Raw genomic sequence first — 20,025 nt, forward strand, 5'->3', positions numbered from 1 at the left:
ACCGTCCACACCGACTGCGTCCTGGCGTCGCCATCCTGCCAGCCGGGCAGCCGGTGGGTGCCGAAGTAGTAGCGCACCCCGTCGGGGGCGGTGACCCGCCAGTACTCGTTGTTGTTGTCACCGTTGGCCCGCTTCGACGAGGACATCAACTCGACCCGGGTGCCGTCGTCGTCCTTGAAACGCCACTCACCGCTGCCGTCGTCCTTGACCAGCTCGTGGGTCTGGCCGTTGAGGGTAAGGGTCGCGTTGTCGGTCTTCCAGCACAGGTCCCCGACCTTCGAGGACGGGTTGTTGCCACCGGAGCGGTCGTCCTCACATGCCACGAACCGGCGCTCGACGGCACCGGCCGACATCGTCCAGCCGTCGCCGGCCCAGTTGGCCTGGTTGTTGGTCGCAGCAGTGCGGCCGTCGACGGACTGCGAGGAGTAGTCCAGCGCCAGGTCGGGCTGCAGGTCGCCCGCTATCTCGGGCACATCCAGCCCGTACGACCAGGAGAAACCGCCCGAGGAGCCGCCGGCGCTCCACTTGCCCGACGGCGACAGCGGCGTTGCGGAGAAATCACCGGAGGCTCCGGAGGCCGCCGCCGTCAGGGCAAGCAGCACCGTTCCTTCGCCGGCGGTGTAGCCGGTTGCCGAACGCTGGGCGGCTGCCGCGGGCGCGACCGGCGCGCCGGCCGCGCCCGGTACGGCGTCGAGTTCGCTGCGGGCCGTCAGGGTGCCGGCCACGGGGTCGTTGCTCGACGGGACCAGCTTCCCCCGGGAGGAGCAACCGGCCTTGCCGGGCGTCAGGAGCGCACAGACCGGTATCTGCCGGAGGGTGAGTCGGGAGGCCCACGCGCCGCCGAAGCGATGCGCGAAGCTGCCGTAGTCCACTTCCAGTCGCACCGGACCGGTGCCGTCACCGCCGGTGCCCCGGAGGGCGACCGCGACACCGTCGACACCGAGTGCCTGTGTCGCGGACCGGTCCAGTACCTGCGCCTTCACGCGCTGCGGGCCGCGGTCGCCGGCCAACGACTTCAGGCTCATCGGCACGGAGCCGGCCTTGAGGTCGACGGCACCGGCCCCCGCCGCGGGCAGGGTCGCCTCGTCTGTGCCGGCCTTCGGCCACGCGCTGTCCGGCAGCGTCTTGCGTGCGTGCTCGGCGGTCTCGTCGGTTCGTTTGAGCGCGTTGCGCTCTACCTCGTCCACCGGAACCGGCTTGGTGTCCTGCAAGCCGGGGAGCGAGAGCTCCGCCGCTGCGGCCACCGGTCCGCCCAGGAAGGAGGTCAGCAACAGCCCGGCGAGCATCGCGCACAGCGTGCCCACCCAGCCCAAGCGCCGTCTACAGCCGTCCCCGCCCGAAGACATACGTCTCCCCACCACCGAGATCCAAACACGCAAAGTGACGGTGAAGTTACCCCGGACTTAACTGACTTCGGTAGCTCTGACCTGCCCATCTTCATCGATTCGTTATGTACCTTTCGGTTCTCATAGAGGACTTTTGAGGATCTTCCGGATTGGCGTACAACCCTTCCACGGCCTGCGCTGTCTCGGCGCACCGAGCACTCATCTGTCGTCGATGAAGGGCGAGGTCCTCTACGTGAGACGAAAACTCAGAACGCTCACCACCACCGTGGCGCTGGCCGTCCTCGCGCCGCTGCTCGGCGGCGCTTCCGCTGCCGCAGAGACAGCCGAGTCTCCGTACGAGGAAGCCCAGAGTGAGGAAGCACGGGCCCTGGAGTCCGCCGCCGCGAGCGGCGACCAGGTGGAGATCGTGTCCTGGCGCACCGAGACCAGCCAGGTGTTCGCCAATCCGGACGGCTCCTTCACCGAAGACACCTATGTGCTGCCCCAGTTCGTGCGTCAGCGCAGCAGGCTCGTGCCTATCAGCACGGAACTCGCGGCCAACCCTGACGGCACCTTCTCCCCCCAAGCCGCAGAAGTCGGCGTGCGGTTCTCCGGCGGCGGCGACACCCCCGCGGTCACCGTGCTGCGCGACGGCCGCAGCATGTCGTGGACGTGGCCGGAAAGCCTGCCCGAGCCCACCGTGGCCGGCGACACCGCCACCTACCCGAACGTGCTCAACGACGTCGACCTCAAGCTCAAAGCCACCTCGGCCGGCTTCAGCCAACTCCTCGTGGTCAAGACCGCGGAAGCTGCGGCCAGTCCGGAGCTGAGGGAGATCACCTTCGCCCTCGACACCAACGGCGTCGACGTCAGCACCGATGATCACGGCAACCTGAAGGCCGTCAACCCGGCCGGACAAACGGTGTTCACCGCGCCCACCCCACTCATGTGGGACAGCAGTTCCCCCGCGACCACCTCACACACCACCGGGGATGAGGAACGGCCCCGGACCACCAGCGACTTCGAGGTGCCCGTCGGCGGCCGCGACGCCGCCATGGGCCTGCAGGTGACCGAGGACACGGTCACCCTCACCCCGGACCAGGACCTGCTCACCGGCGCGGACACCCAATATCCGGTCTACCTCGACCCCTCCGTCTCCGGATCACGAGTCGCCTGGACCATCGCCTACAAAAAGTACCCCAACACCTCCTTCTACAACGGCTCGGGATTCGACGGAGGCACCTCCACCGCCCGCGTCGGATACGAGAACGAAACCAACGGACTGGCCCGCTCCTACTTCCGCTTCCGCACCGCGAACCTCTGGTCCACCGACAAGATCGTCACCAAGTCCACCTTCAGGATCAAGAACACCTGGTCCTGGTCCTGCAATGCGCGCAAGGTCGAACTCTGGCGCACCGCGCCGATGAATGAGAACACCACCTGGAACAACCGCCCGGACAGGCGCGAGACCCTCGACATCGTCAACGACGCCAAGGGCTGGTCGTCCGACTGCCCTGCCGGCAACCTGGCCTTCGACACGACCGCCGCGGCCAAGGACGCCGCCAGCAGCAAGTGGAACAGCATCACCCTCGGCCTCAAGGCCACCGACGAATCCGACGTCTACGGCTGGAAGAAGTTCGCCGCCAAGTCCTCCGTGCTGTCCACCCAGTACAACACCCGCCCCAACGTGCCCAGTTCCCTGGACACCGCGCCGGTATCCACCCGTAACAGCAAGGGCTGCGGAGACCAGTCCCCTCACGGGCTGATCGGCAACACCGACTTCTACCTCACCGCCAAGGTCAAAGACCGCGACGGCGGCACCGTGAAGGCCCGCTTCCACCTGTGGCCCACCGGCCACCACCCCAACGACGACCCCAACGGCACACTGATCATCAACCAGACGGTGTCAGTCACCTCCGGCACCGTCGCGCGCGTCAAAGTGTCCAAGTCCGCCCTGACCCCGCACCTGGGCACCGCGAACGGCAACTTCTCCTGGAAAGCCCAGGCCGACGACGGCAAAGCCACCTCGGACTGGAACCCCACCCGCGGCGCACCCGGCTGCCGCTTCGTCTTCGACCCCAACCGCCCGTCCACTCCCCCGGCCGTCACCTCCGCCCAGTTCCCCGACGGTGCGGAAGGATGGCCCGCCGACACCGGCGAGGCACGTACCGAAGGCACCTTCACCTTCGCCGCCAACGGCGTCAACGACGTCACCGCCTACGAGTACTGGCTGGACACCAGCCCCGATCCCGTCACCGTCAACGCACCGTCACCAGGCGCCGGCGTGTCCATCAAGGTCACACCCACGCTCACCGGCCCGATCAACCTGTACGTCCGCAGCCTCGACAAAGCAGGAAACCGCTCCGACGTCGCCACCTACCTCTTCTACGTCAACGGACTGTCCAACCCCGACAAACCCGGCGACCTCAACGGCGACGGCAACGCCGACCTCTGGGCCGTCGACGGCGACGGAAAACTCCACCGCCACTACGGAAACGGTGACGGAACCGCCACCGACCAACAAAGCCTCGCCAGCAGCACCGACTGGACCAACACGCCGATCACCCACCACGGAGACTGGACCGGCGACGGCTACGAAGACCTCCTCGCTCTCCGGGACGACCCCGCCACCGGCCAGAAGCGAATGTGGATCAACCCGAACAACGGCTTCGGCTTCGCCTGCACCTCCTGCCGCACCACCGCCTACGAACGCCAGGAAATGACCGTCCTGGAAGAGACCAATAACCACTGGCAGACGGGGGTCAAACAGATCCTCGCCGTCGGCGACGTCGACGGCCCACTCGACACCGACGACGACGGCCAGATCGACACCCCCGGCCACCCCGACCTCCTCGTCAACGACGGCCAGCACCTGTGGCTCTACTACGGCGACCCCGGCGGAAGCACCTACCTCGACGCCTTCCGCGACCCCGTCCTCCTCGCCGCCGGCGACGACATGAGCACCGGCACCAACACCCTCGACAACATCACCATGACCGCACCCGGCGACTTCAACGCAGATGGCTACGCGGACCTCACCGTCCGATTCGACAACGACGGCAGCGGCCTGTTCCTCTACGACGCCATCAACCCCGACGCCTCCACCTGGCCCGGCCAGATAGACCCCACCCACCGGACCCTCATCGCCAACAACTTCGGACCGAACACCGTGCCGCTACTCACCGCCGCACCCGACGCCAACAACAACGGCACATTCGACCTCTGGACCACCACCCCCAACAGCGGCAGACTCCGATTCTTCGCCGACTTCACCCCAGACGGACCCGGAGCCGTCACCGTAGCCTCCGAACAGTTCGCCAACTACCAAACGCTCGGCTAAACCGAGAATCTCTCCGAACCGCCGGTGAGGGCTGCCAACAAGGCAGCCCTCGACCTGCGGAGTCGTGATGCCGGATCCGCCACACCACGACTGGGACGCCCTCTCCCGTGCGCGCACGCTCCACGATGGATATGACGGAACGTCAGCTCATCCAGCCACGATCCAGCCACCGTGACGGTGACCGCACCGTCACACACCGCTCCCGGCAGCCCTCCCACGCCCCCGACCTGCGAACACGTGAAACCCGCAGCTATCACCCAGCTACTCACACATTCCGCGGGACCGCGACGACACACCATCCGCACAACCCACAAAACACCCCCTGACCTGCGAATTCATCGCGCGGGGCCAGGGACGGAATCATTCATACATTGAAGCGGAATTCCACCACGTCGCCGTCGCGCATCACGTAGTCCTTGCCCTCCATGCGGGCCTTGCCCGCGGCGCGGGCTTCCGGGACCGAGCCCGTGGCGACCAGGTCGTCGAAGGAGATGACCTCCGCCTTGATGAAGCCCTTCTGGAAGTCCGTGTGGATCACGCCCGCCGCCTCCGGGGCCGTGGCGCCCTTTTTGATGGTCCAGGCGCGGGCCTCTTTGGGGCCTGCGGTCAGGTAGGTCTGGAGGCCCAGGGTGTCGAAGCCGACGCGGGCCAGGGTGACCAGGCCCGGTTCCTGCTGGCCGACGGACTGGAGGAGTTCCAGGGCGTCGGCCTCGTCGAGTTCGGCGAGTTCGGATTCGAGTTTGGCGTTGAGGAAGATGGCCTCGGCCGGGGCGACCAGGGCGCGCTGTTCGTCCTTGAAGGACTCGTCGGCCAGTTCGTCCTCGTCGACGTTGAGGACGTAGAGGAAGGGCTTGGCCGTCAGCAGGTGGAGGTCGTGGAGGAGTGCGGCGCGCTCGGTGCCCTGGGCGATGCCGGCGGCGAAGAGGGTCTGGCCGGCGTCGAGGATGGCCTTGGCCTCCTCGATGGCGGTGAGCTTGGGGGCCAGGTCCTTCTTGATGCGGGATTCCTTCTGGAGCCGCGGGAGGACCTTCTCGATGGTCTGGAGGTCGGCGAGGATCAGCTCGGTGTTGATGGTCTCGATGTCGTCCTTGGGTGAGACCTTGCCGTCCACGTGGACCACGTTCTCGTCCCGGAAGGCGCGGATGACCTGGCAGATCGCGTCGGACTCGCGGATGTTGGCCAGGAACTTGTTGCCCAGGCCCTCGCCTTCGCTCGCGCCGCGCACGATGCCGGCGATGTCGACGAAGTCGACCGTCGCCGGGAGGACGCGCTGGGAGCCGAAGATGCCCGCCAGGGTGTCGAGGCGGGGGTCGGGGACGCCGACGACGCCGACGTTGGGCTCGATGGTGGCGAACGGGTAGTTGGCCGCCAGCACCTCGTTCTTGGTCAGGGCGTTGAAGAGGGTGGACTTGCCGACATTCGGCAGGCCGACGATTCCGATCGTGAGCGACACGTGAACGACTTCCGGTACGAGGTACGGGGACGGGGTCGCGGCATGGCTGTGGACCCCGTCGACGATTCTACGGGTGCCCCTGCGCGCGCGGTGTGTGCGTCCCGTGGGACTTCGGCACTCCGAATGAGCGCATTCTGTGCCCCTCCCCGGGTTTCACCTGCCGTGGGGCCTAACGTAGAGCGATGCAGCATCACCGTACGAACACGGGCCCCGACGGAGAGCGACGCGGGGCTCACGTCCCGCGACCGGCCCGCGCGCCCGATCCCGCCGGGGCCGGTGGGCCGGAGGAGAGGGCCGTGGTGTACCGGGCCGCGGTGGGGCGGCCCGTGCCGCCGGTGTTGCGGGCGCTGCTGCGGCCCGCCGGGCCGCGGCTGACGGCGGCCGGCGGAGGGGTGCTGGCGGTGGTGGCGATGCTGGCCACGGGGACGTTCGTGCAGATGGTGATGGGGACCGCGCCGGTGTTCTACGGGGTGGTGTTCCTGGTGCTGTCGGTGTGCTGCGCGCTGTGGGTCCGGCCCGCGGACGTCATCGCCGCGCCGATCGCCATGCCGATCGCCTTCGCCGCCGGGACCCTGGCCCTCGGCGAGGGCTCGGGCGGGATCTCCTCCCGTCTGATGGCGGCCGGTACGACCCTGGCCCTGGAGGCACCGTGGCTCTACGGGGGCACGCTGCTGGCGGCCGTCTTCGCCCTGCTGCGGCACTTCGCCCTGCTCGCCGTGGAGCGCAGTCCCGCCGGGGAGCCTGCGGCCCGGCCGTCCTCCGGCGCGGGCGGGGCGGCACGGCCGCGGGCCGGCGGCCGGGCCGCTGCGGTCAGTCCGCCGCGCCGCGGCCCAGCGCCGCCGCCTCGGCGCGCAGGTCGCGGCGGAGCTCCTTCGGCAAGGAGAAGGTGAGCCGCTCGTCCACCGGCTGCACCAGATCCACGTCCGCGTAGCCCCGCTCCGCGAGCCACTCCAGCACGCCGTCGACGAGTACCTCCGGCACCGAGGCCCCCGACGTCACGCCCACCGTCGTCACGCCGTCCAGCCACGCCTCGTCGATCTCCTCGGCGCCGTCGATCAGATACGACGCCTTGGCGCCCGCGTCGAGGGCGACCTCGACCAGCCGCTGCGAGTTCGACGAGTTCTGCGAGCCGACGACGATCACGAGGTCGGACTCCGCGCCCACCTGCTTGACCGCGACCTGCCGGTTCTGCGTCGCGTAACAGATGTCGTCGCTCGGCGGGTCCAGCAGGTTCGGGAAGCGGCTCTTGAGCCGGTCGACGGTCTCCATCGTCTCGTCCACCGACAGCGTGGTCTGCGAGAGCCAGACGACCTTGTCGGGGTCGCGCACCTCGATCTGCTCGGCGCCCTCCGGCCCGTCGACGAGCTGGATGTGCTCCGGTGCCTCGCCCGACGTGCCGATGACCTCCTCGTGGCCCTCGTGGCCGATGAGCAGGATGTCGAAGTCGTCCTTGGCGAAGCGGACGGCCTCCTTGTGCACCTTCGTCACCAGCGGGCAGGTCGCGTCGATCGAGGCGAGCCGGCCCTGCTTCGCCTCCTCGTGGACGACGGGTGCGACGCCGTGCGCGGAGAAGATCACGATGTTGCCGGGCGGTACCTCGGCGGTCTCCTCGACGAAGATCGCGCCCTTGCGCTCCAGCGTCTTGACGACGTACTTGTTGTGCACGATCTCGTGCCGCACGTACACCGGCGCACCGTACTGCTCAAGCGCCTGCTCCACCGCGATCACCGCCCGGTCGACGCCGGCGCAGTAGCCCCGGGGAGCGGCGAGGAGGACGCGGCGGGCGGGCTGCGGTGCGCTCGAAGCAGTCATGCCGCCATGGTACGGAACGCCCCGTCCGCGATTCGAGGGCGCAGCGGCCCGCGACCCGTCCGCCGGAGCCGCCCGGGTGTCGTACCCCGCCGTTAGGCTCGGGCCCATGGCGGTGAACACGGCCGAGACGCCCATGCCCGTCGGGGTCGTCTCGCGGAAGATCGGCGGCTGGATCGACCGGCTCGGCGCGCTGTGGGTGGAGGGGCAGATCACCCAGTTGTCGCGGCGGCCGGGGGCCGGCGTGGTCTTCATGACGCTGCGCGACCCGGCGCAGGAGGTCTCCTTGACGGTGACGTGCTTCCGCGACGTGTTCGACAAGGTGGCGGATGTCATACAGGAGGGCGCCCGCGTCGTCGTCTTCGCCAAGCCGGTCTGGTACGCGCCGAGCGGCCAGCTCTCCCTGCGCGCCGCCGAGATCCGCCCGGTGGGCGTCGGTGAACTGCTCGTGCGGCTGGAGCGGTTGAAGAAGGCGCTGGCCGCCGAGGGGCTGTTCGCACCGGAGCGCAAGAAGCCGCTGCCGTTTCTGCCGCGCCGCATCGGGCTGGTGACGGGGCGGGCGTCGGCGGCGGAGCGGGACGTGCTGGAGACGGCGCGGCACCGGTGGCCCGCGGTGCGGTTCGAGGTGCGGCCGGTCGCGGTGCAGGGGGTGCACGCGGTGCCGCAGATCGTCAAGGCGGTGCAGGAGTTGGACAGCCTGCCGGAGGTGGACGTCATCATCGTCGCGCGGGGCGGCGGCAGCGTGGAGGACCTGCTGCCGTTCTCGGACGAGCAGCTCGTGCGGGCCGTCGCCGCCTGCGAGACGCCGGTCGTCTCCGCCATCGGCCACGAGCCGGACAACCCCCTGCTGGACTTTGTGGCGGATCTCCGTTCCCGTACGCCCACGCACGCCGCCAAGGACGCGGTGCCGGACGTCGGCGAGGAGCACGCGCGGATAGAGCAGCTCCGGCTGCGCGCGCTGCGCGTGCTGACGGGGGTGCTCGACCGCGAGGAGCGCGGGCTCGCGGCGTGGCTGAGCCGGCCGGCGATGGCCGAGCCGTACGCGATCGTGGACGAGCGCGCGGAGGTCGTGGACGCGGTTCTCGCGCGCGGGCGGCGCACGCTGGCGCATCTGCTGGACCGTGCGGACTCCGAGGTGGAGCACACCCGCGCCCGGGTCATCGCCCTCTCCCCCGCCTCCACGCTCAAGCGCGGTTATGCGGTGCTGCAGCGGCAGGACGGCGCGGCGGTGCGCGCTGCGGACGAGGTGAGCCCGGGCGAGGAGCTGCGCGCCCGGGTCGCCGACGGGGAGTTCGGTGTCACGGTCGGCCCGGTGTCGTAGGCGGGTCCTAAGGTGGGGGCCATGGCAGAGACGAAGGACCGGGGGACTCTCGGCTACGAGCAGGCGCGCGACGAGCTGATGGAGGTCGTGCGCCGGCTGGAGTCCGGCGGTTCGACCCTGGAGGAGTCCCTGGCGCTGTGGGAGCGCGGGGAGGAGCTGGCGCGGATCTGCCGGCAGTGGCTGGACGGCGCCCGCGAGCGGCTCGACGCGGCGCTGGCGGAGTCGGGGGACGAGGCCGGAGGCGCCGAGAGGGACGGGGAAGCGGAAGAGGCGGGGAGAGAGGGCTGAGCCGAGCCGGACCACGCCTCCGGCCCTGCGGGCCGTGAGGGCCGACGGCCGTCCGGCCGTGCGGGCTCAGGAGCCGGCGGCTTCGCGCGCGCAGGCCCGGGCGGCCTGTCCACGGCGCCTTCGCAGGGACCCGGTCCCTTCCCGTTCCGTACGGGCCCGGTCCGGGCTTCCCACGGGCGTCCGCCGGCTCACTTCTCCTTCAGCGCCGACGCCATCCGCTCCATCTGCTCCCGGCTCCCCGTGCCGGTGACCACGGTCGTCACGCTGTCGTCCTTGAACACCAGCGCGTCGTACTCCCTGCCCTCGTAGTGCGCCCATTCCTCGCCCGCCACCTGGCTGCTCTCGCCCGTCGCCCGGGCGTTCTGGGTGACCTTGCGGATGAACGAGTCGGGCTTCTTGCTCCCCTGTTCCACCGCGACGTACTCGTCGTCGGGCGTGACGAAGCCCAGGTGCCATGTCGCGCCGTGGTCGCCGGTCCCGCGGTACGTCACGGAGTTGGCCCGCCAGTCGTCCGGCAGCCCCACCGGCGCGACGACCGGGAACGGCGCGGAGCGGCGGGCCTGCCCCAGTTCCTGGCTGTAGGAGACGGCCTCCATCTCGTTGCCGTCGCCCTCGCGTGGGAGGACTCCCCAGTAGACGATCAGCGACACTCCGCAGGTGACCGTCAGTGAGCCCACCAGATTGCGCACAGTCCGCATACTGTTCCTGTCTGCCACCCCTCCATCGTCCCTCATCGCGGAGCGGTCTCTTCGCCGGGGGCGGATATCCGGCGGGGAAGGGAGGAATCGACCCGCTCATCCGAGAGGCGGTGTGCTCATAATGGCGATAAACGGATAGGCTCTGACCGCCCCCCGCCACCCCTCCGGCCGTCGACCGAGCCGTCGACCGAGCGGAAAGGTCCTCACGGATGCCGCAGTCCCACGAGACGCCCCACCACCTCCCCGAGCCACTGGAGGTGGCCCCCGAGGCCCCCGACCGCAACCTCGCCCTGGAGCTGGTCCGGGTCACCGAGGCCGGCGCGATGGCCTCCGGCCGCTGGGTCGGCCGCGGCGACAAGAACGGCGCCGACGGCGCCGCCGTCCGCGCCATGCGCACCCTGGTCAGCACCGTCTCGATGAACGGTGTCGTCGTCATCGGCGAGGGCGAGAAGGACCACGCCCCGATGCTCTTCAACGGCGAGCACGTCGGCGACGGCACCGGACCGGAGTGCGACGTGGCCGTCGACCCGGTCGACGGCACCACGCTCACCGCCAAGGGCATGGGCAACGCCGTCTCCGTGCTCGCCGTCGCCGAGCGGGGCGGCATGTTCGACCCGTCCGCGGTCTTCTACATGGACAAGCTGGCCACCGGCCCCGAGGCCGCCGAGTTCGTCGACATCAACGCCCCCGTCGCCGCCAACATCCGCCGCGTCGCCAAGGCCAAGGGCGGCAACGCGCAGGACGTCACCGTCTGCGTGCTGGACCGGCCGCGCCATGACGGGCTGGTGCAGGAGGTCCGCGAGGCGGGGGCGCGGATCAAGTTCATCTCGGACGGCGACGTCGCCGGCGCCATCATGACCGCCCGCGAGGGCACCGGCGTCGATCTGCTGCTGGGCGTCGGCGGCACCCCGGAGGCCGTCATCGCGGCCTGCGCGATGAAGTGCCTCGGCGGTACGTTCCAGGGCCGGCTGTGGCCGCGGGACGACGCGGAGCGGCGGCGGGCGCTCGACGCCGGGCACGACCTGGACCGTACGCTGCTGATCGACGACCTGGTCAGCGGCGAGAACGTGTTCTTCGTCGCCACCGGGATCACGGACGGGGAGCTGCTGCGCGGCGTGCGCTACCGCGCGGACCGGGCGTTCACGCAGTCACTGGTGATGCGGTCGAAGAGCGGCACGATCCGGCAGATCGAGTCGGAGCACCGGCTGTCGAAACTGCGCGCGTACAGCTCGATCGACTTCGATCGGGCCGGGTAGCGGCCCGCGGGCGGGCGGCGGGTGCGTACGGACGACGACCACCCGTACGCAGAACCGTTTGTCCACGCCCCCGTAGCGGGGTTCAGCCCGCCTGCGCTATCCCCCGCGGGGCGGTCAGCTTCTCCGCCGTCTCCCGCCGCCTGCGCCGCGCCTGCACGACCCGCCGCTCCGCCGCGGTGAGCCCGCCCCACACGCCGTACGGCTCGGGCAGCAGCAGCGCGTGCTCCCGGCACTCGACCATCACGGGGCAGCGCGCGCAGACCCGCTTCGCGGCGGCCTCGCGCGAGAGCCGGTCGGCGGTGGGCTCCTTCGAGGGAGCAAAGAACAGCGCGGCCTCGTCCCGCCGGCACACCGCCTCCGTGTGCCAGGGATCCCCCTCTTCCCGCCGGCCGGAGCGCTGGATCGGCACCCGGGCTTCCTGCAGGGACTGCTGGTGGGACTGCAGCACGGTCCACTCCTGACGACGGCGTTGGCGGATCAGGGACACACAAGCTGTCTCGTAAGGCGTACGGCCGTTCGCACCTGCAGCCGTACGGAGGAGACGATGCACGTGCTCTACCCGCTGTGCGCGCGCTTATGCGCCTCGTGGCCACCCGGGATGGAGGTGCTCCTTCCGGGTCTTCGGAGGCAGTTGAGGGCGGTGGAAACGGGGTCAGTGACCGAGGCCGTGCTTGCGCATCCGGTCGGTCAGGTTCTTCAGAAACTTGCCCTTTTTACCCTTTGCGTCCACGCCGCCGAAGAGCGCGAAGCCGGTGACGACCACCACCGGCGCACGCGGGTCCTCCGCCTCCTGCGCGTGCACGTCGAAGCCGCCGAAGACGGCCGTGCCGGAGCCGCGCAGCGAGACGTTGGCGGGCACCTTGATGTCGACGCCGCCGAAGATGGCGGTCGCGTTGATGACGATCTCCTGCTGGTGGAAGACCGCCTCGGTCAGGTCGATGTCCACGCCCCCGAAGAGCGCGAACGCCGACGTCCTGCGCCCCACGCTCCAGCGCCCCTTGCGCGTGGAGCCGCTGAAGATCGCCACGAGGGTCTGCGACTGCGGCTGCGGGTACGACGGCGGGGGCGGGGCCGCCGCGGGCCCGGCCGCGCGGCGGCCGACCGGCAGGTCGCGTACGAGCGGCTCCAGCTCGCCCACGGTCTTGGCGTTGTAGACGCCGTCGATCCGCTCGGCGTGCTCCTCCGGGTCCAACCGCCCCTCGGCGAGCGCCTCGCGGAGGATGTCGGCCACCCGGTCGCGGTCCGCGTCGGAGGCGCGCAGCTCTCCCTCCGCGACCGGCTTCTTCGACAGCGACGGCTGGGCGGCGGGCACGGGGGCGTTGTCGCGCGAGGTCTCGTCCACGGGCCCAGCGTAACCAAACGCGATACATCGTGACTAGGCCCCGGCCGGCGGCCGAGGGCACCTCACGGCACCGCCCCCGCGCGGCCGTCCTAACCTGGGAGACGCACAGCCGCCGCCGACCGACGACGAAGGAACGCGATGACCGCCACCGCCCGCCCCGCCAGCCCCGCGTTCCAGTACACGGACCTCCTCCCGCTCGGCGCGGACACCACGGCGTACCGCCTGCTGACACAAGAGGGCGTACGCACGGTCGAGGCCGGCGGCCGTACGTTCCTGGAGGTCGCACCCGAGGCGCTGCGGCTGCTCGCCGCCGAGGCGATGCACGACATCTCGCACTATCTGCGCCCCGCCCACCTCGCCCAGCTCCGGGCCATCTGCGACGACCCGGAGGCGTCGCCCAACGACAAGTTCGTGGCGCTCGACCTGCTGAAGAACGCCAACATCTCGGCGGCGGGCGTGCTCCCCATGTGCCAGGACACGGGCACGGCGATCGTCATGGGCAAGCGCGGGCAGCAGGTGCTGACCGAGGGGCGGGACGAGGAGGCGCTGTCGCTCGGGGTGTACGACGCGTACACCAAGCTCAACCTGCGCTACTCCCAGATGGCGCCGCTGACCATGTGGGACGAGAAGAACACCGGCACCAACCTGCCGGCGCAGGTGGAGCTCTACGCCGCCGACGGGGACGCGTACAAGTTCCTCTTCATGGCCAAGGGCGGCGGCAGCGCCAACAAGTCGTTCCTCTACCAGGAGACGAAGGCGGTCCTGAACGAGGCGTCGATGCTGCGCTTCCTGGAGGAGAAGATCCGCTCGCTGGGCACGGCCGCCTGCCCGCCGTACCACCTCGCGATCGTCGTCGGCGGCACCTCCGCCGAGTACGCGCTGAAGACCGCGAAGTACGCCTCCGCGCACTATCTCGACTCGCTGCCCACCGAGGGCTCCCCCGCCGGCCACGGCTTCCGCGACACCGAGCTGGAGGCCAGGGTCTTCGAGCTGACGCAGACCCTCGGTATCGGGGCCCAGTTCGGCGGCAAGTACTTCTGCCACGACGTGCGCGTCGTCCGGCTGCCGCGGCACGGCGCGTCCTGCCCGGTGGCCCTCGCGGTCTCCTGCTCCGCGGACCGGCAGGCGCTGGCGAAGATCACGGCGGAGGGCGTCTTCCTGGAGCAACTGGAGCACGACCCGGCGCGCTTCCTGCCGGACACCACCGCGGCGGAGCTGACCGCGGGTTCCACCGGCTCCGCGGACTCCCCGGGCTCCATGGACGACGCCGTACGGATCGACCTCGCCCGGCCGATGGCCGAGGTGCAGGCGGAGCTGACGAAGTACCCGGTCAAGACGCGGCTGTCGCTGACCGGCCCGCTCGTCGTGGCGCGCGACATCGCGCACGCGAAGATCAAGGAGCGGCTGGACGCGGGCGAGGAGATGCCGCAGTACCTCAAGGACCACCCCGTGTACTACGCCGGCCCCGCCAAGACCCCCGAGGGCTACGCCTCCGGCTCCTTCGGGCCGACGACGGCGGGGCGCATGGACGCGTACGTCGAGCAGTTCCAGGCGGCGGGCGGGTCGATGGTGATGCTGGCCAAGGGCAACCGGTCCCGGCAGGTCACCGACGCCTGCGCCGCGCACGGCGGCTTCTACCTGGGCTCGATCGGCGGGCCGGCGGCGCGGCTGGCGCAGGACTGCATCAAGAAGGTCGAGGTCCTGGAGTACGAGGAGCTGGGCATGGAGGCGGTCTGGAAGATCGAGGTCGAGGACTTCCCGGCGTTCATCGTGGTCGACGACAAGGGGAACGACTTCTTCACCGACCCGGGCCCCGCGAAGCCGTTCGTGACGAGCATCCCGGTGCGGGGCGCGGCGAAGCCGTAGGGGCGCCGGCGCCCTCAGCCGCGCCGCGTGGCGACCGCCCGGCGCCGCAGGGCGAACACCAGGCCACCGACGCCCAGCAGCAGCACGCCGGCGCCCAGCGCGTAGGACGTGGTGGTCCCGGAGCCGCCGGCGGCCTGCGGCCGGGCCTCGCGGTCGCCGCCGTGTCCGTCGTCGCGGTCGCCGGCGCCGGTGCGCGCCGGCGCGACGGTCAGCTCGTCGATGTCCGGCGCGCACACCACCGCGGTCTTCGCGCCCTTCTCGTACGCGCACGCCGTCGCGGCCAGCTCGCCCGCGGTCGGTGCCTCCTTCGCCAGCCGCGTCCGCGCGGTGAACTCCGCCGACTTGTGCCCCTTCAGATCCGCCGTCCAGTGCACCTCGCGGCCACCGCGCACCTTTCCCCCCGCGCCCGGCTCGACCAGGTTCATGCCCTCCGGCAGCGTCTGGCGGACCACGATGCCCTCGATCGGCCCGTCCTGCAGGCTGGAGACGCGGACCGTGTACGTGGCCTCCTGACCCGGACCGGAGGTCTTGCGCCCGTTGTCGATGGCGATCTTCATCGCGGGGCCGGTCACCCCCGGCAGGTCCCTTCCGTCGTCGTCCTGCGGCCGGACGGCCCCCGCGGGCTGCGCCGCGGCTGCGAGCAGGGCGCAGGCCAGCGCGGCGGCGCGCGCTCCGCTGCGGAAACGACGGGTGCGAAGGCTGGTCGTCACGTCACTCCTCGGGCCCCACCCGGCCGTGGTCCGGCCGGTCTCTTCTGTTCTCCGCCGGTCTCCGCCGGCGGCTCCTGGTCGCTTCCGCTCTCCCCAGGCCGCCGCCGGACTCTCCGGACGTCTCCGGTCCCTGTCGATTCCATCGCGCCGCCGCCCGCGCCCGCGGCAGCCGCGGCGGCAAGTCCCGGTCCTTCCCCGCCGAATCCACCGTTCGGCGCACGGGCGGTGTCGGTGGGCGGTCGTATCCTCGGCAGCATGAGCCAGCCCGCCGACCGGTCCCCCGCAGAACGCCCCGCATCCGACCGCTTCCGCATCGAGCACGACTCGATGGGCGAGGTCCGCGTGCCCGCCGGCGCCAAGTGGCGCGCCCAGACGCAGCGTGCCGTGGAGAATTTCCCGGTCTCCGGGCTGCGCCTGGAGTCCGCGCACATCGCCGCGCTGGCCCGGATCAAGGCCGCCGCGGCGAAGGTCAACGCCGAGCTGGGCGTGCTGGACGCGGGCATCGCCGCGGCCGTGCAGGAGGCGGCGGAGGAGGTCGCGGCGGGTCGCTGGGACGGCGAGTTCCCGGTCGACGTCTTCCAGACCGGCTCCGGCACGTCGTCGAACATGAACATGAACGAGGTGCTGGCCACCCTCGCGCAGGAGAAGCTGGGCGCCGACGGACCGGTGGTCCACCCCAATGACCACGTCAACGCCAGTCAGTCGTCGAACGACACGTTCCCCTCCTCCATCCACATCGCCGCCACCGGCGCGGTCGTGCAGGACCTGATCCCGGCGCTGACGCATCTTCAGGCCGCGCTCGCGGGCAAGGCCGAGGAGTTCGCGGAGGTGGTGAAGGCGGGACGGACGCATCTGATGGACGCCACGCCGGTCACCCTCGGGCAGGAGTTCGCGGGCTACGCCGCCCAGGTCGGCACCGGCGTCGAGCGGCTGCACGCCTCGCTGCCGCGGCTGGCGGAGCTGCCTCTCGGCGGCACCGCGGTCGGTACGGGCATCAACACCCCGCCCGGCTTCGCCGCCGCCGTCATCGCCGAGGTCGCGCGGGCCACCGGGCTGCCGCTGACGGAGGCCCGCGACCACTTCGAGGCGCAGGGCGCCCGCGACGGCCTGGTGGAGGTCTCGGGCCAGTTGCGTACGGTCGCGGTCGGGCTCACCAAGATCTGCAACGATCTGCGCTGGATGGGCTCGGGACCGCGCACCGGCCTCGCCGAGATCGCCCTGCCCGACCTCCAGCCCGGCTCGTCGATCATGCCGGGCAAGGTGAACCCGGTGATCCCCGAGGCGGTCCTGATGGTCTGCGCCCAGGTCGTCGGGAACGACGTGACGGTCACCACCGCCGGCGCCTCCGGCAACTTCGAGCTGAACGTGATGCTGCCCGTCCTCGCCCGCAACGTGCTGGAGTCCGTCCGGCTGCTGGCCAACGCCGCACGCCTGCTCGCCGATCGCACGGTCGACGGCATCACGGCGCACGCCGGGCGCGCCCGGGAGTACGCGGAGTCGTCGCCGTCCGTCGTCACGCCGCTCAACAGGTACCTCGGCTACGAGGAGGCGGCCAGGGTGGCGAAGAAGTCGCTGGCCGAGCGCAAGACGATCCGCGAGGTCGTCCTCGAAAACGGGTACGTCGAACGCGGGCTGCTCACCGAGGAGCAGTTGGACCGGGCCCTGGACGTGCTGAGGATGACCCGGCCGTGAGGCGGCGCTGGATACCATCATCGGATGCACGGGCCAGACGCGACGCTTGACAGCGACAAGAACGTCTCAGGCGGCCGGTGGACGCCCGGGGACCACATCCTGTGGCGCTACCGCGCCCACGCGGCGCCCGCGGGTGCCGACGCGCCCGCCGGTACCGGCGACTCCGGCGGCACGGGCCGGCTGGGTCGTCTCGTCACCGTCTGCCGCCCGGTCACCGTCGTCCGCGACGACGCCGAGACGCTCGCCGTCTGGGTGGCGCCGGACACCGAGTGCGTACGCCCGGTGCTCACCGACGGCACGGAGTTACACCAGGAGCCGCTGGCCACCCGCTACACCAAGCCGCACCGCCCGCACCGGACCCGCTGGTTCGGCGCCGGCGTGCTCAAGCTGGCCCGGCCCGGCGAGCCGTGGTCCGTCTGGCTCTTCTGGGAAACCGACTGGACCTTCAAGTCCTTCTACGTCAACCTCGAAGCGCCCCGGGTGCGCTGGGCCGGGGGCGTCGACTCCGAGGACCACTACCTGGATCTCGTCGTCCACCCGGACCGCTCGTGGGAGTGGCGGGACGAGGACGAGTTCGCCGCCGCGCAGCGGGCGGGGCTGATGCCGGCCGCGCGGGCCGCGGCCGTACGGGACGCCGGCCGGCGGGCGGTCGACGCCGTCGGGGCGTGGGGGCCGCCGTTCTCCGCCGGATGGGAGCGCTGGCGCCCCGACCCGAAGTGGACAGTTCCGCTTCTTCCGGCGGATTGGGATCGCACACCGGCGCGCTTGTCTTCATGAGCCTCTTGCTGCGCCCCGGTAGGTCAAACGTAGGATCGACGTCCACAGCACCGCAGTGCCCACAACTCAACCCGCCCTGTGGAGACTTGGGTGGATACGGCCGGATGGACGGTACCGACACGTGACGGAGCGCGACAGGCGGCGGGCAGCCGCCGAGCGAACGGAGCCCGGCAACACCCTTGCCGCCTCCGGCACGGACGAGGCGTTGTCGCCGGCCGCGGCCACAGCGGACGCGGCCGACGCCATCCCCGACCCGCGTGACGCCCTGCACCACGCGAAGCCCGCGAAAGCCCCGGCGGACGCCACCGGTGGCGTGCCCGCACACCAGGGCGCCGACGACACCCCCAGCGGCGGCCGGCCGCGCCCCCAGCCGGGCGCGGGCCAGGACGCCGACCCGGGCCGGGTGAGGGGCCGGCAGCCCGAGGAGGACGCCGCGTCCACGCGGCTGCGGTTCCTCGGTGCGGCGACCCGCCGGATCGCCCGCGGCATCGACCTGGACGAGATCGTCCTCGGCCTGTGCCGCTCGGTCGTCCCGTCCTTCGCCGACGCGATCCTCGTCTACCTCCGCGACCCGCTGCCGGTCGGCGACGAGCAGCCGACGGAGCCGTTCCGGCTGCGACTGCGGCGTACGGACCGGATCACCGACGGCGTCGAGGACGTCGACAGCATGGGCGGCAGCCGGCTACTGCCCGCGGCGGCGGAGCCGGATTCTCCGGGTCTGGGCGCGGCCGAGCAGGTCGACGTCGTACGGGCCGGGGCGCTCCTCGAAGTGCTGCGCGGCGTCCGCCCGGTGTTCGGCGAGACCCTGGCCGCCCGCGCCGCCCTCATCGAACTGCTGGGCCGCGAGAGCCCGCTGGCGAACGCGCCCGCCGACAAGCGCACGATCGTCGCCCCGCTGCGCGGCCGGCGCCGGGTGATCGGGGTGGCGGTGCTCGTACGGGGTCCGGCGCGGCCCGCGTACGGCCAGGACGACCTGCTCATCGCCGCCCAACTGGCCACGCACACGGCTCTCGGCGTCGACAAGGCGGTGATCTACGACCGCGAGGCGTACATCGCCGACCAGTTGCAGCGCACGATGCTGCCCGAGTACCTGCCGGAGCCCACCGGCGTCCGCCTCGCCAGCCGCTACCGGCCCGCGGCCGAGACCGCGCGCGTCGGCGGCGACTGGTACGACGCGATCCCTCTGCCCGGCAGCCGGGTCGCGCTGGTCGTCGGTGACGTCATGGGCCACTCGGTGACCTCCGCGGCGATCATGGGCCAGTTGCGCACCGCGGCGCAGACGCTGGCCCAGCTCGATCTGCCGCCGCAGGAGGTGCTGCACCACCTCGACGAGCAGGCGCAGCGCCTCGGCGACGATCGCATGGCCACGTGCCTGTACGCGGTCTACGACCCCATCGCCCACACCCTCACCGCCTCCAACGCCGGCCACCCGCCGCCGGTCCTGCTCCGCCGCGACGGCGCCAGCGAGGTGCTCGACGTGCCGCCCGGGGCGCCGATCGGGGTGGGCGGCGTGGGCTTCGAGGCCGTGGAGCTGCAGGCGCCGCAAGGCTCGACGCTGTTGCTCTACACCGACGGCCTGGTCGAGTCCCGGCTGATGGACGTCTCGACGGGCATCGACCAGCTCTGCGCCCGCCTGTCCCGCACGGCGGCGCTCACCGGGCCGGGCAACCCGCCGCCGCTGGAGCCGCTGTGCGACGAGGTGCTGGACGTCCTCGGCCCGGGCGACCGCGACGACGACATCGCCCTGCTGGCGGCGCGCCTGGACGGCATAGCGCCGAGCGCGGCGGCGCAGTGGTCCCTGGACCCGCGGGCGCAGGCGCCGCGCGAGGCGCGGTCGCTGGCGCGCGGAGCGCTGGCCGGCTGGGGCCTGGAGGAGCTGACGGACATCGTGGAGCTGCTGGTGAGCGAGGTGGTCACGAACGCGGTCCGCTACGCCCAGCGACCGGTCACGCTGCGCCTGGTGCACACGGACCAGCTCCGGTGCGAGGTCGTGGACGACGTCCCGCAGTTGCCGCGGATGCGGCGGGCGGGGCCGGCGGACGAGGGCGGCCGGGGCATGTTCCTCGTGAACAAGCTGGCCCGGCACTGGGGCGCGGAGCGCCTGAGTGTGGGCAAGGTGGTGTGGTTCGAGATCTGACGGGTCCGGCG

Annotated in this window: 15 protein-coding genes and 1 pseudogene; 9 read left to right on the top strand and 7 right to left on the bottom strand. The window is 71.3% G+C overall.

Annotated features, from left to right (window positions below; translation table 11 throughout):
* Positions 1 to 1,286, bottom strand: a pseudogene (locus tag I003_RS31935) (RHS repeat protein); the annotation flags it as partial.
* Between the two features lie 292 nt (positions 1,287 to 1,578).
* Between I003_RS31935 and I003_RS31940 the strand changes: the two are divergent.
* Positions 1,579 to 4,665, top strand: coding sequence for an FG-GAP-like repeat-containing protein (locus I003_RS31940; protein WP_486584178.1), 3,087 nt, complete (start codon positions 1,579 to 1,581; stop codon positions 4,663 to 4,665).
* Between the two features lie 364 nt (positions 4,666 to 5,029).
* Here I003_RS31940 and ychF read toward each other — a convergent pair whose 3' ends face one another.
* Positions 5,030 to 6,118, bottom strand: a complete 1,089-nt coding sequence (gene ychF / locus I003_RS0110890) for a redox-regulated ATPase YchF (RefSeq protein ID WP_027771553.1) — start codon at positions 6,116 to 6,118, stop codon at positions 5,030 to 5,032.
* 296 nt (positions 6,119 to 6,414) lie between these two features.
* Between ychF and I003_RS36405 the strand changes: the two genes are divergently transcribed.
* Positions 6,415 to 7,008 carry a DUF6542 domain-containing protein gene (locus I003_RS36405; protein ID WP_199784273.1) on the top strand — a complete coding sequence of 198 codons (594 nt, stop codon included), beginning with the start codon at positions 6,415 to 6,417 and terminating at the stop codon, positions 7,006 to 7,008.
* Here I003_RS36405 and I003_RS0110900 read toward each other — a convergent pair.
* Positions 6,929 to 7,930: a 4-hydroxy-3-methylbut-2-enyl diphosphate reductase gene (locus I003_RS0110900; protein ID WP_027771554.1), complete on the bottom strand. Its 1,002-nt coding sequence runs from the start codon at positions 7,928 to 7,930 to the stop codon at positions 6,929 to 6,931. The genes I003_RS36405 and I003_RS0110900 overlap by 80 nt on opposite strands.
* Positions 7,931 to 8,036: 106 nt before the next feature.
* Here I003_RS0110900 and xseA point away from each other — a divergent pair, with 106 nt between their 5' ends.
* Both xseA and I003_RS0110910 read left to right on the top strand, forming a co-directional pair.
* On the top strand, positions 8,037 to 9,248 hold the full coding sequence (xseA, locus tag I003_RS0110905; RefSeq protein WP_027771555.1) for an exodeoxyribonuclease VII large subunit: 1,212 nt from the start codon (positions 8,037 to 8,039) through the stop codon (positions 9,246 to 9,248).
* A gap of 21 nt (positions 9,249 to 9,269) precedes the next feature.
* Positions 9,270 to 9,536, top strand: coding sequence for an exodeoxyribonuclease VII small subunit (locus I003_RS0110910; RefSeq protein WP_027771556.1), 267 nt, complete (start codon positions 9,270 to 9,272; stop codon positions 9,534 to 9,536).
* A 188-nt stretch (positions 9,537 to 9,724) separates the two neighbouring features.
* On the opposite strand, the gene I003_RS0110915 is transcribed toward I003_RS0110910, so the two are convergent.
* The gene (locus I003_RS0110915; protein WP_027771557.1) at positions 9,725 to 10,234 is read right to left on the bottom strand and encodes a DUF4245 domain-containing protein; all 510 of its coding nucleotides are present in this window, start codon (positions 10,232 to 10,234) and stop codon (positions 9,725 to 9,727) included.
* Positions 10,235 to 10,443: 209 nt separating this feature from the next.
* On the opposite strand from I003_RS0110915, the gene glpX reads away from it, so the two are divergent.
* Complete coding sequence (gene glpX / locus I003_RS0110920) at positions 10,444 to 11,490, top strand: class II fructose-bisphosphatase (RefSeq protein WP_027771558.1); 1,047 nt, start codon at positions 10,444 to 10,446, stop codon at positions 11,488 to 11,490.
* An 82-nt stretch (positions 11,491 to 11,572) separates the two neighbouring features.
* Here glpX and I003_RS0110925 read toward each other — a convergent pair whose 3' ends face one another.
* Positions 11,573 to 11,938, bottom strand: a complete 366-nt coding sequence (locus I003_RS0110925; RefSeq protein WP_018834542.1) for a WhiB family transcriptional regulator — start codon at positions 11,936 to 11,938, stop codon at positions 11,573 to 11,575.
* Positions 11,939 to 12,142: 204 nt separating this feature from the next.
* Complete coding sequence (locus I003_RS0110930) at positions 12,143 to 12,832, bottom strand: DUF1707 and DUF2154 domain-containing protein (protein WP_027771559.1); 690 nt, start codon at positions 12,830 to 12,832, stop codon at positions 12,143 to 12,145.
* A gap of 138 nt (positions 12,833 to 12,970) precedes the next feature.
* Between I003_RS0110930 and I003_RS0110935 the strand changes: the two genes are divergently transcribed.
* Positions 12,971 to 14,698: a fumarate hydratase gene (locus I003_RS0110935; protein WP_027771560.1), complete on the top strand. Its 1,728-nt coding sequence runs from the start codon at positions 12,971 to 12,973 to the stop codon at positions 14,696 to 14,698.
* Positions 14,699 to 14,712: 14 nt separating this feature from the next.
* Here the strand turns inward: I003_RS0110935 and I003_RS0110940 are convergent, their stop codons facing one another.
* Positions 14,713 to 15,408 carry a hypothetical protein gene (locus tag I003_RS0110940; RefSeq protein WP_027771561.1) on the bottom strand — a complete coding sequence of 232 codons (696 nt, stop codon included), beginning with the start codon at positions 15,406 to 15,408 and terminating at the stop codon, positions 14,713 to 14,715.
* Between the two features lie 255 nt (positions 15,409 to 15,663).
* On the opposite strand from I003_RS0110940, the gene I003_RS0110945 reads away from it, so the two are divergent.
* The 3 genes from I003_RS0110945 (at position 15,664) to I003_RS0110955 (ending at position 20,014) form a co-directional block, all read left to right on the top strand.
* Positions 15,664 to 17,100: a class II fumarate hydratase gene (locus I003_RS0110945; protein ID WP_027771562.1), complete on the top strand. Its 1,437-nt coding sequence runs from the start codon at positions 15,664 to 15,666 to the stop codon at positions 17,098 to 17,100.
* A gap of 24 nt (positions 17,101 to 17,124) precedes the next feature.
* Entirely contained in the window at positions 17,125 to 17,877 is a 753-nt protein-coding gene (gene fomD / locus I003_RS0110950; RefSeq protein WP_027771563.1) for a cytidylyl-2-hydroxypropylphosphonate hydrolase, read from the top strand.
* Positions 17,878 to 17,998: 121 nt separating this feature from the next.
* Entirely contained in the window at positions 17,999 to 20,014 is a 2,016-nt protein-coding gene (locus I003_RS0110955) for an ATP-binding SpoIIE family protein phosphatase (protein WP_027771564.1), read from the top strand.
* Positions 20,015 to 20,025: the final 11 nt, after the last annotated feature.

This window comes from Streptomyces sp. CNQ329 (assembly GCF_000482585.1).

Coding starts and splice junctions, on each gene's coding strand:
- I003_RS0110900 (WP_027771554.1), bottom strand. CDS start 7,930: ATGACTGCTTCGAGCGCACCGCAGCCCGCCCGCCGCGTCCTCCTCGCC.
- xseA (WP_027771555.1), top strand. CDS start 8,037: ATGGCGGTGAACACGGCCGAGACGCCCATGCCCGTCGGGGTCGTCTCG.
- I003_RS0110910 (WP_027771556.1), top strand. CDS start 9,270: ATGGCAGAGACGAAGGACCGGGGGACTCTCGGCTACGAGCAGGCGCGC.
- I003_RS0110915 (WP_027771557.1), bottom strand. CDS start 10,234: ATGCGGACTGTGCGCAATCTGGTGGGCTCACTGACGGTCACCTGCGGA.
- glpX (WP_027771558.1), top strand. CDS start 10,444: ATGCCGCAGTCCCACGAGACGCCCCACCACCTCCCCGAGCCACTGGAG.
- I003_RS0110935 (WP_027771560.1), top strand. CDS start 12,971: ATGACCGCCACCGCCCGCCCCGCCAGCCCCGCGTTCCAGTACACGGAC.
- I003_RS0110945 (WP_027771562.1), top strand. CDS start 15,664: ATGAGCCAGCCCGCCGACCGGTCCCCCGCAGAACGCCCCGCATCCGAC.
- fomD (WP_027771563.1), top strand. CDS start 17,125: ATGCACGGGCCAGACGCGACGCTTGACAGCGACAAGAACGTCTCAGGC.